The organism is Mesorhizobium sp. M7A.F.Ca.US.014.04.1.1, from assembly GCF_003998745.1.
Taxonomy (GTDB): Bacteria; Pseudomonadota; Alphaproteobacteria; order Rhizobiales; family Rhizobiaceae; genus Mesorhizobium; species Mesorhizobium ciceri.
Genome location: NZ_RZRW01000162.1, coordinates 1 through 10,715 on the forward strand (window position 1 = coordinate 1; position 10,715 = coordinate 10,715).

12 protein-coding genes are annotated in these 10,715 nt (G+C 62.9%); 7 read left to right on the forward strand and 5 right to left on the reverse strand.

What is annotated here, in order from left to right; translation table 11 throughout:
- The 7 genes from EOA22_RS13385 to EOA22_RS13420 form a co-directional block, all read left to right on the forward strand.
- The coding region (locus EOA22_RS13385) for an RsmB/NOP family class I SAM-dependent RNA methyltransferase (RefSeq protein WP_164755405.1) at positions 1–1,249 on the forward strand (1,249 nt) is incomplete at its 5' end.
- Positions 1,250–1,389: 140 nt separating this feature from the next.
- The gene (locus tag EOA22_RS13395) at positions 1,390–1,848 is read left to right on the forward strand and encodes a PaaI family thioesterase (protein WP_013530371.1); all 459 of its coding nucleotides are present in this window, start codon (positions 1,390–1,392) and stop codon (positions 1,846–1,848) included.
- A 141-nt stretch (positions 1,849–1,989) separates the two neighbouring features.
- Positions 1,990–2,658, forward strand: a complete 669-nt coding sequence (locus EOA22_RS13400) for a 5'-methylthioadenosine/S-adenosylhomocysteine nucleosidase (protein ID WP_013530372.1) — start codon at positions 1,990–1,992, stop codon at positions 2,656–2,658.
- Between the two features lie 48 nt (positions 2,659–2,706).
- Positions 2,707–4,269 carry a glutamine-hydrolyzing GMP synthase gene (guaA, locus tag EOA22_RS13405; protein WP_063170137.1) on the forward strand — a complete coding sequence of 521 codons (1,563 nt, stop codon included), beginning with the start codon at positions 2,707–2,709 and terminating at the stop codon, positions 4,267–4,269.
- 322 nt (positions 4,270–4,591) lie between these two features.
- Positions 4,592–4,795 (forward strand): CsbD family protein, encoded by a 204-nt coding sequence (locus tag EOA22_RS13410; RefSeq protein WP_013533227.1) that lies wholly within the window; start codon positions 4,592–4,594, stop codon positions 4,793–4,795.
- A 539-nt stretch (positions 4,796–5,334) separates the two neighbouring features.
- The gene (locus EOA22_RS13415; protein WP_013533226.1) at positions 5,335–5,658 is read left to right on the forward strand and encodes a hypothetical protein; all 324 of its coding nucleotides are present in this window, start codon (positions 5,335–5,337) and stop codon (positions 5,656–5,658) included.
- 70 nt (positions 5,659–5,728) lie between these two features.
- Positions 5,729–6,154 carry a c-type cytochrome gene (locus tag EOA22_RS13420; RefSeq protein ID WP_063170138.1) on the forward strand — a complete coding sequence of 142 codons (426 nt, stop codon included), beginning with the start codon at positions 5,729–5,731 and terminating at the stop codon, positions 6,152–6,154.
- On the opposite strand, the gene EOA22_RS13425 is transcribed toward EOA22_RS13420, so the two are convergent.
- The 5 genes from EOA22_RS13425 to EOA22_RS13445 form a co-directional block, all read right to left on the reverse strand.
- On the reverse strand, positions 6,126–7,364 hold the full coding sequence (locus tag EOA22_RS13425) for a cytochrome c (protein WP_164755407.1): 1,239 nt from the start codon (positions 7,362–7,364) through the stop codon (positions 6,126–6,128). The genes EOA22_RS13420 and EOA22_RS13425 overlap by 29 nt on opposite strands.
- Before the next feature lie 233 nt (positions 7,365–7,597).
- Positions 7,598–7,939: a hypothetical protein gene (locus tag EOA22_RS13430; RefSeq protein ID WP_063170140.1), complete on the reverse strand. Its 342-nt coding sequence runs from the start codon at positions 7,937–7,939 to the stop codon at positions 7,598–7,600.
- A 1-nt stretch (position 7,940) separates the two neighbouring features.
- The gene (locus EOA22_RS13435; protein WP_013533222.1) at positions 7,941–8,543 is read right to left on the reverse strand and encodes a cytochrome c oxidase subunit 3; all 603 of its coding nucleotides are present in this window, start codon (positions 8,541–8,543) and stop codon (positions 7,941–7,943) included.
- Entirely contained in the window at positions 8,540–10,480 is a 1,941-nt protein-coding gene (gene ctaD / locus EOA22_RS13440) for a cytochrome c oxidase subunit I (protein WP_063170141.1), read from the reverse strand. The genes EOA22_RS13435 and ctaD overlap by 4 nt, the downstream gene beginning before the upstream one ends.
- On the reverse strand, positions 10,477–10,715 hold a 239-nt coding region (locus EOA22_RS13445), incomplete at its 5' end, for a c-type cytochrome (protein WP_127390016.1). The genes EOA22_RS13445 and ctaD, both read right to left, overlap by 4 nt.

A 10,715-nucleotide genomic window follows, 5' to 3' on the forward strand; every position in this document is an offset into this window, starting at 1 on the left:
GGAAGCCAGCGGCCGGCGCCCCCGGCCGGTGGCGGACGCGCTGAAGGATTGGGGCCTGTCGCATCGCTTCGCCGGCGGCGGCGACCGTGCGGCCATCGGCAACATCGTCTATGACGCCTTGCGCCACAAGCGTTCCGCGGGCTGGCTGCTGGGGCAGGACACGCCGCGCGCCATTGGCTTCGGCGCCCTGCTGCTCGAATGGGGGCAGACGGCCCAGTCGCTCAACGAGGCGCTGGATGGTGACAAGTTCGCACCGCCGCTGCTGACCGCCGCCGAGCTTCAGGCCATCGCCGACGGTCGGCTCGCCGATGCGCCGGACGCGGTGCGGGCGGATGTTCCCGACTGGTGCGCGCCGCTTTTCGAGCGAGCCTTCGGCCCGAGCTGGGCCGACGAGGGCGCCGCGCTGGCAACGCGCCCGCCGCTCGACCTCAGGGTCAACACCTTGCAGGCCAACCGCGACAAGGTGCTGGCCGAACTGACGGGAACCGGCGCCAAACCCGCGGCAATCGCCCCGCACGGCATCCGCATTCCACCGATCGACGGCGATGGCCGGCACCCGAATGTGCAGGCCGAACCGGCCTTCCAGAAGGGTTGGTTCGAGGTCCAGGACGAAGGCTCGCAGATCGCGGCCGCCCTTGCCGGGGCCGAAGCCGGCATGCAGGTGCTGGATTTCTGCGCCGGCGCCGGCGGCAAGACGCTGGCACTGTCGGCTTCGATGGAAAATCGTGGCCAGATCTTTGCCCATGATGCGGAGAAAGCACGGCTGGCGCCGATCTTCGACCGCATCCGTCGTTCGGAAAACCGCAATGTGCAGGTGGTCACCAAGCCCACGGAACTCGCGCCGCTCGGCAACCACATGGACATCGTGCTGGTCGACGCGCCCTGCACCGGCAGCGGCACCTGGCGGCGCCGCCCCGACGCCAAATGGCGGCTGACGCAGAGGCAGCTCGATACCCGCAAGGGCGAACAGTCGGCGATCCTCGATGCGGCCAAAGCCTATGTCAAACCGGGCGGCCTGCTGGTCTACATCACCTGCTCGGTGTTTGATGAGGAGAATGGCGAGCAGATCGCGGCCTTTCGGGACCGTAACAGCGGCTTTGTTCCCGTCGACCACCGCCAGCTCTGGGACAGCCGTTTTCCCGGCCATCCGGCAGCCGCGCGCATCGGCGCCAAAGGCGACATCTCGCTGTCGCCGGCGCTGAGCGGCACCGACGGGTTTTACTTCTGTGCGTTGCGCAGGTCGGCCTGAATCCGATCGGATGTCGCCAATTCCTGACGGATGCGTGGCGCCAGCAGGCAGGCCAGGTCGATTGTGCAGTGCAGCAAAAGCATTTGCCTGCCGTCCATGCCTCTGCAATAAGCTTATCCGCATAAAGGAAGGCAGCGGCCATGGCAGCAAAGATCGTACCCGCCCCGGACTATGAGGATCGCGTCAGGACCTCCTTCGCACGCCAGAAGGCGATGGCCACGATCGGCGCCGAACTGACGCTGGTGACGCCCGGCATCATCGAGATCGAGATGCCCTATTCGGCGGCACTCACCCAGCAGCACGGCTTCCTCCATGCCGGCGTCATTTCGACCGCGCTGGACTCGGCCTGCGGCTATGCCGCTTTTTCGCTGATGCCGGAAAATTCCGGCGTGCTGACCATCGAGTTCAAGGTCAACCTGCTGGCGCCGGGCAGGGGCGAGCGCTTCCTGTTCCGCGGCTCGGTGACCAAGCCAGGCCGCACCATCATCGTCGCCGACGGCCAGGCCTACGCCTTTGCCGCCGACGGCGAGGCCAAGCTGATCGCCACCATGACCGGAACGATGATGACGGTGGTCGGGCGTGATGGGATAGAAGGGTGAGTGGCCGGTTCGCCGCAGGCGAATTCATCGTGCCGGTGGCACGATGAAAGGCCACGGACGCCGGGAGCTGCCGGAGGCAGCGGGTCCCGGCGAGCGGCGGCGCAGATAAGCAGGTGATCGGGCGGAGAGGAGCAAATCATCATGACCGATAAAATTCGCCGCCTGTCGGGCAAGGACGTCCTCTTCGTCATGGCGGCGCAGGCCGAATACGGTCCGCATCTCAAGCAGCTGTTCACGCCATTGATGACAGGTGTCGGTCCGGTCGAGGCCGGCGTCAGGCTAGGCGCTGAACTCTCCTGGCTGAAGTCGCAAAAAACCCTGCCCGACCTCGTCGTGTCGCTCGGCTCAGCCGGCAGCCGGACGCTGGAGCAGACGGGAATCTACCAGGCGGTTTCGGTCAGCTACCGTGACATCGACGCTTCGCCGCTCGGCTTCGAGAAGGGGGCCACACCCTTCCTCGACCTGCCGGTGACCGTGCCATTGCCCTTCAAGATACCTGATATCAAGCAGGCGACGCTATCGACCGGCGGCGCGATCATCACCGGTGCGGCCTATGATGCTGTTAACGCCGACATGGTCGACATGGAGACCTTCGCCTGCCTGCGCGCCTGCCAGTTGTTCGACATTCCGCTGATCGGGCTGCGCGGCATTTCCGACGGGGCGGCGGATCTCAGGCATGTCGGCGACTGGACCGAATATCTTGAAGTCATCGATGAGAAGCTGGCGGAGGCCGTCATGCGGCTCGAACAGGCCATCGGTTCGGGCACGCTTCTGAAAGATTCGCCGCATGAAGACGCCAGACCGCTCTGAAACTCGCAACCCATTGCGTCGACTCATTTCTTTCTCTAAACGCTCGCCATGAAAACAGCCAATCATCCCGATACCGTCCTGATTGTCGATTTCGGCAGCCAGTTCACCCAGCTCATCGCCCGCCGCATCCGCGAGGCCGGCGTGTTTTCCGAGATCGTGCCGTTCCAGTCGGCCGAAGCGGCATTCAAGCGCATCAATCCGAAAGCCGTGATCCTGTCCGGCGGCCCGGCTTCGACCGGCGATATCGGCAGTCCGCGCGCGCCGCAGATCGTCTTCGACGCCGGCGTGCCGGTGCTCGGCATCTGTTACGGCCAGATGGCCATGTGCGTGCAGATGGGCGGCGTCGCCGAAAGCTCCGACCATCGCGAATTCGGCCGCGCCTTCGTCGAGATCCAGAAGGACAGCCCGCTGTTTGAGGGCCTGTGGGCGCCCGGCCAGCGCCACCAGGTGTGGATGAGCCATGGCGACCGCGTCATCTCCTTGCCCACCGGCTTCGAGGTGTTCGGCAAATCGGAGGGCTCGCCCTTCGCCATCTTCGGCAACATCGAGCGCAAGATGTACGGCATCATGTTCCACCCCGAGGTGGTGCATACGCCCGACGGTGCCCGGCTGCTCAGGAACTTCGTCCACAACATCGCCGGCATCGAGGGCGACTGGACCATGCGCGCCTACCGCGAGCACGCGGTCGAGGCGATCCGCAAGCAGGTCGGCAAGGGCAAGGTCATCTGCGCGCTGTCGGGCGGCGTCGATTCCTCCGTTGCCGCGCTGTTGATCCACGAAGCGGTCGGCGACCAGCTGACCTGCATCCTTGTCGACCACGGCCTGATGCGCAAGGACGAGGCCGCGGGCGTGGTGGCGATGTTCCGTGAGCACTACAATTTGCCGCTCATTCTGGTCAACGCGTCGGACCGTTTCATCGACGCCCTCGAGGGCGAGTCGGATCCGGAGAAAAAACGCAAGACCATAGGCCGGCTGTTCATCGAGGTGTTCGAGGAAGAGGCCAAGAAACTCGGCGGCGCCGAATTCCTGGCGCAAGGCACGCTCTATCCCGACGTGATCGAAAGTGTCTCCTTCACCGGCGGCCCGTCGGTGACGATCAAGTCGCACCACAATGTCGGCGGCCTGCCGGCGCGCATGAACATGCAGCTGGTCGAGCCGCTGCGCGAGCTGTTCAAGGACGAGGTCAGGGCGCTGGGCAAGGAGCTTGGCCTGCCCGAGAGTTTCATCGGACGCCATCCATTCCCCGGCCCGGGCCTCGCCATCCGCTGCCCCGGCGGCATCACCCGCGAAAAGCTGGAGATCCTGCGCGAAGCCGACGCCATCTATCTTGACGAGATCCGCAAAGCCGGCCTCTACGATGCCATCTGGCAGGCATTCGCCGTGCTGCTGCCGGTGCAGACGGTCGGCGTGATGGGCGACGGCCGCACCTACGAGTTCGTCTGCGCGCTGCGCGCCGTCACCTCGGTCGACGGCATGACGGCGGATTTCTACCACTACGACATGGCCTTCCTGGGGGCTGCTGCCACCCGCATCATCAACGAAGTCCGCGGCATCAACCGCGTCGTCTACGACGTGACGTCGAAGCCGCCTGGAACAATCGAGTGGGAGTAGGGGGATTAGGCGGCGATGGTGTGTTGTCGCCTCCGCTGGAGTTAGCGCTGATTGCCTGACAGCACTCAAACGTGATCGGGCACGAATGTAAAGCATCGTCGGAGCCGTTTAGAGCCTTGGCATATGACGTGCAATACGCGGGTTTGAGCGAGCGACGATGGCTCGGCTGAAAGTTGGCTCGAACGTACTTTGCGGACCGCAAGGGGCGATAACTTCTGGCAACCGATTCGGCATCGGGCAGCGCGTTGGCTGTTTCCAGGAACATCCTTGACTGGATTGCGTTTCCTATTCCGGACCTTTCCAAAACAGGGAGAACGGTGTCATGGACTGGAACCGCGTGGAAGGAAACTGGAAACAGGTGAAAGGCAAGGTCAAGGAGCAGTGGGGCAAACTCACCGATGATGACCTTGACCGCATCGCCGGCAAGCGCGATCAACTCGAAGGCAAGATCCAGGAGCGTTACGGCATCGAAAAGGACCGCGTGCGGCGCGATGTCGACGATTGGTACGGGCGGCAGGGTTGGTAGGCATGTGAGCCCCGGCTGTGGCCATTCCAGGACGCGGCCCAACAGTCCGGCAGGACCATGCGGGCGCTGAGCCTTGTCGTCGGTTGAGTTTTGCAGCAAGGATTTCGTACTGTGGCTGAAAATATCTCTCGCAAGCAGGAGCAACGGGGGACAAGAAGAATTGTCACGTGGGCGATCGCAGTTATCGCCGTGATTTTTCTTGCTCTACTGGCTATATTCGTGTTCGGCCCGTTGCTATGACTTTCATGGCGATGATTGAGCTGTCTCCGATCCGGGGATGATCGGGCACTGGTCGGGGACGCGGGCAGCGGCCACCAGTGAGCAACTATGCTTCAGGCGAGGGCATGCGGCCAGCGCTGCTTCCGCGGCCGGACGACGCCAAGGCGGCGCACCTATATCGACCGCCGTCGCGCGGCTAGCCCGTCTGCAGTGCCGGCACAAAAACCTGTTTCACAAGAATTTTGCTGAACACGATTTCGCCGGGAACATATCAGGAAAGGATTGGTTTGGTGGCGGTACACCCAACCAGGAGATCCACCATGATCGTCAAACTTCTGTCCGCCGCTGTGCTCGCGCTCACATTGGCCACATCGGCAGTGGCACAGTCGAACAGTTCCGGCTCCAACAGCGGTTCGGGCTCGAACGACGGCACCGGGGCTACGTCTGGAAATACCGGCGGCAACAGCGGCACCGGCTCTGGAACATCCGTGAATCCTTCCGATCCGAGCACTACAAATTCGACAAATTCCACAACGAAATCAGGTGGCATGACTGACCGCTGCAAAGATTCGGCAGGCAACGACATCGACAACAACACCGCGACCGGCACGACAACATCGAATGTGCAGAACTGTAATAAATGACCCGGCTCCTCAATCCGTTGCCGGACCAGTGCTTCGGCAGCGCATTGAGCGCTGAGAGCGGTAAGCGCAGATGAACCGGCAGGCCGCCAAGCAAGCGCCGCCCCAATTCTGGTGGTTGGCAGGAGCATCGGCGGCTGTCGTCATCGGTTTTGCCGTCTTCGCCAGCGGATCGGTTCGCAGCAACAGTCTGCGAGAAACCACGCTTGTGCAGGCGATCGGCGGCGACCCTCAACGAGCCATCCCGGCCATGATCCGCAACGGCTGTGGCGGATGTCACGAAATCCCGGGGGTGCCCGGCGCCCGTGGTACCGTCGGTCCCTCCCTGCGGGGCGTCGTCGAAAGAGGATATATCGGGGCATCGCGAGCCAGCCCGGATGCGATGATGCGCTGGATCAGCAGAGCGCGGGACGTAGACCCGAACACGGCCATGCCCAATACAAATCTGTCGCCTCAAGAGGCGCGCGACATCACCGCCTATCTCTATGCGCGGACATGAGGCGCACTGAACTGGTCCGACGGCGCAGGCGCCTTGCCAGCAGAAGCAGCAGCCCAAGCATCAACACGGCGGCGCACGCCACAAGTGATTGAGCCGCCAGAACCATGATTGTCTGGCCTGTTGTCGAGCCGGCCCGCATCTGGCGTATATCGGCCGCGGTAACGCTGACGTCGGGATTTCCGCACCGAGCGGTGACGTAATTTGCAAGGGCTGCCACCTGGCCATCGTCCAGCCAGCCGCCGAAGGCCGCCATCGACTTACGCCCCGCCACGTCGCCAGCTTTGACGCCTTCAAGGATGGTCATGGCGACATCCTCGGGTGTGGCCGCGCCGGGGGTGCTGTTGCGGGTCAAGGACGGATAGGATCCGTCTGACGATCCGCCTCCGTTCGCCCCATGGCATGTCGAACAGAGCGATCGATAGAGATCATCGCCGGCTGCGGTCCCGCTGCCTTGCGTCATCCCTTCGGTTCCAGCATCGCCGTCGGCCGTGGCCGCGTTACCCCATGAGAAACGCGGCTGCTTTTCGTCTCCCGATTGGGCGGGCACGTCCCTGAGATAAGCGACGATGGCCTGGATATCGTCATCGGAAAGATGTTGCAGGCTGTTCATGACCGTTTCCGCCATCGGCCCGCCCGCATAAGCCTTCCCGGGAACGGCGCCGGTTTTGAGAAATCGAGACAGCTCTTCGTTGCTCCAGTCGCCGACGCCTGCGATCTTGTCGCTGGTAATGTTGAAGGCCTGCCAGATGCCGGCGGTGCCGCCGGCAAGCTTGTGGTCTTCATCCATGCCGAACGTTGCATTCCTTGGCGTGTGGCAGGCACCGCAGTGGCCGAGCACCTCGACCAGGTAGGCTCCCCTGTTCCATGCGGCGGTCCGGTTCCGATCGGGCGTGAAACTGCCGGTATGCAGGTTCGCGAGCTTCCACAGCGCAACTGTCCAGCGCTGGTTGAATGGAAAAGGCAGGATGTTTCGCGGCTGCGGCTGCGAGATCGGCGGCTGCGCCAGGAGGTAGGTCCGGATCGCAAGCACGTCCTCGCGGCTCATCGCGGCGAAGCTGTCATAGGGCATGGCGGGATAGAGATCGGCTCCATCGCGCCTGATACCTTTCCGCACGGCCCGCACGAACTCGTCCGCGGAGTAGCGTCCAATGCCCGTGTCAGGATCAGGTGTGATGTTGGTCGAGTATACGTCGCCGAAGGGTGTCGGCACGCGATAGCCTCCAGCGAACGGGCGGCTCGGATTGGACGTGTGGCAGCCGATGCAGTCGGCCGCTCGGGTAAGGTATTCACCCTTCTGGATTTCGCTCGCCCGCAGCTCAGTGCAAAGCGGCAACGATGCCAAGACGAGCGCGACCGCCCGGGAGGTGACGGCCGGGAATGGAATGCCCGCGGCAGGCCAAGGCGGGCACCGGCGGACGGCCAATCTCCGGGTCTTTGACCTCGTCACAGTTCGCACCCGCTGAAGATCAGCCCTGCCATCAGCTGCGCCAGCAAGATGAGCGTGAACAGCGCCCCGATGCCCACGGAAGTCCTTGCAAGGAATGCGCGCGTGCGCGCCTTCCGGGGCGGAACCGTACCATGTCCGCGGTCATGAACGGCGTGCCACGACAGCAGCGCGCCTGCCAGGGCGACCGCGGCGCCTATCAACGAGAACAAGGCAGTGGGACGAAAGCCGGCATGGCATTGCCAGGATGCAATCGAATAATCGAGCTGCAGCGTTATTGCCCACGCAACTGGTCCGCTGACCAGGCCTGCCCAGGAAACGCCGGTACGGATCGCCTGCATCTCACATCCTCGGAGCCCAATAGATAACAAGATAGAGCACGACCCATGAGACGACGACGAAGTCCCAGTAGAAGGCGTTGTCCGAGACGTCGCTGAAGCGGCGGCCTGCCTTGCCTTTTTGCGTGAACATGAGAACCGCCAGGACGATCGTGTCGCCGACATCGGTAAGGAGATGCGTCGTATGCAGCCCGAGCAGGAACCAGACGATCGATCCGTAAGCGTTCTGATCCCAGGAAATCCGCAGAGCCGGAAATTCCCAGATGCGAACGATCAGCGGAAGAATGCCGACGATCGACATGACGACCATGCCAAGGCGAACTTTCGCCAGGTCCTGGCGACGTGCCCAAACCTCGATCATGTGGTTGGGCACGACGCTCGCAACCAGAATAACCAGTACTGCCGTCCCCGGCAGCAGATCTGGCGCAGGGGCCCCAATGGGCCAATGCCGGGCCAGCACGGCCAGATAGAAGTAAGTGCCTATCGCCAAGGCAAAACCGGTTGCCTCGAGGGCAATGAAGGCAAGGGTTCCCCACCACATCGGGCTCGCTGACCCGAAATCGTATGTGGGCAGGTGACTGACGTCGGCGACGGGGCGGTGCCTCATTCCTCGTCCTCCGGTTCGCCTTTCGGCCAGAACCAGCAGATAAAGCCGATCGAAACCGGGATCGCTCCCCAGACCACCGCCCACGGCGTGTATATCGAACCGAGAAATGCGCCGCCGACTGCGATGGCCGACAGCAACGGCCAGATCGAGTTGTCAGCCGATGGTACCCTTACTTGCGGCATCGCATCGGCGACCGTACCGGCGAGCACCTCGCGGGCGTCGACACGCAGACCTTCGACCACTGGGAGCACATCGGGCTCGGCCCAAAGCGGTTCGCGGTGAGTTACCACGGGCAGCCGCGAAAAATCGTAGGAGGGCGGCGGCGACGTCGTCGCCCATTCGAGCGTGCTCGCGCCCCAGGGATTGTCTCCTGCAATGCGGCCGTTGCGGAGGCTGAGAAAGAGATTCAGGAAGAAAAGCGCGAAGCCCGCGAACACCACCAGCGAAGAGAGGCTGATGAAGAGGTTCATCTCGCCCCAGCCGCTCGCCGGCGGATACGTATAAACGCGGCGCGGCATGCCTTGCAGACCGAGAATATGCATGGGGAAGAAGGTGAGATTGAACCCGAGGAAGACCAGCCAGAAATTCCAGCGGCCGAGCCTCTCGGACAGCATGCGTCCGGTGATCTTGGGAAACCAGTAATAAACGGCGCCGAGCAGGGGGAAGACGGCGCCCCCGACCAGCACATAATGGAAATGGGCAACCACGAAATAGGTGTCGTGCACCTGCAGGTCGAGCGGCACCGAGGCGACCATGACGCCGGTCAGGCCGCCGATCACAAAGGTGAAGATGAAGCCGAGAACGAAAAGCATGGGCGTGGCGAAGATCGGCCGGCCGCCCCAGATCGTCGCAATCCAGCAGAAGATCTGAACGCCGCTCGGAATGGCGATCATCATCGAGGAAGCGGTGAAGAAGCTCTCGCCGAGTTGCGGCAGGCCGGTAGCGAACATGTGGTGCACCCACAGGCCGAAGGAAAGAAAACCGATCGCGATCAACGACAGCACGATCCCGAGATAGCCGAACACCGGGCGGCGAACGAAGGTCGGCAGGATCGCGGAAACGAAGCCGGTCGCCGGAATGAAGATGATATAGACCTCGGGATGGCCGAAGAACCAGAACAGATGCTGCCACAGCAGTGCATCGCCGCCTGCTACGGGGTCGAAAAATTTTGTGCCGACCAGGCGGTCGAGGATCAGCATTGTGCTCGAGACCATCACGGCCGGCATGGCGAACAGGATGACGAAAGCCGTAACGAGGACGGACCAGACATAGAGCGGGATGCGGTCGAGCGACATGCCGGGGGCACGTTGTTTGAAAACTGTCGCGATGATCTCGACCGCTACCGCGAGGGCGGACACTTCGGTGTAGGTCACCATCTGCGCCCAGAAATCGGGGCGCTTGCCGACGCCATATTCGGGTCCGGCGAGCGGCACATAGGAAAACCAGCCGGCATCCGCACCGGTTTCGAAGGCGAAGGCGATCCAGATCATCAGCCCGCCGGAAAGATAGACCCAGTAGCTGAATGCATTGAGCCGCGGAAAGGCGACATTGCGAGTGCCGATCATCAGCGGCACCAGGTAAATGGCGAAAGCTTCCATCACCGGCACGGCAAACAGAAACATCATCGTCGTGCCGTGCATGGTGAACAGCTGGTTGTAGAGATCGGGACCGATATGGCCGGCCTCAGGCTGGGCAAGCTGGAAGCGCATGGCGAGCGCTGACAGACCCGCAAGGATGAGAAACAGGAAAGCCGTCACGATATAGCGCCGTCCGATCAGCTTGTGATCGACCGTGACCAGCCAGCCGTAGAAGCCTTTCGGCGTTCGCCAGGCATGCGCCAGAAAGGCGCGCAGTCTCACCTCTTCGAGACCGGTGTCACGGATGCCTTTCAGGGCCTCCTGAGTGTGCTCGGCCGGCTTTCCCGCAAGGCCACTCATTCGAGGCTTCCGAGATAGGTGACGACCGCGTTGAGATCGTCGGCGCTAAGGGCAATGCGCGGCATCTTGGCGCCGGGCTTTATCGACTGTGGATCGGCGATCCAGGCGGCGAGCGCGCCAGGGGTCATGGCGAGCGTATCCGCGGCCAGTGCGCGTCGGCTGGCGAGATGAGTTAGGTCAGGTCCCACCGTTCCGCTGGCAGGCGTGCCTCTTATCGTGTGGCAGAGCGCACAGC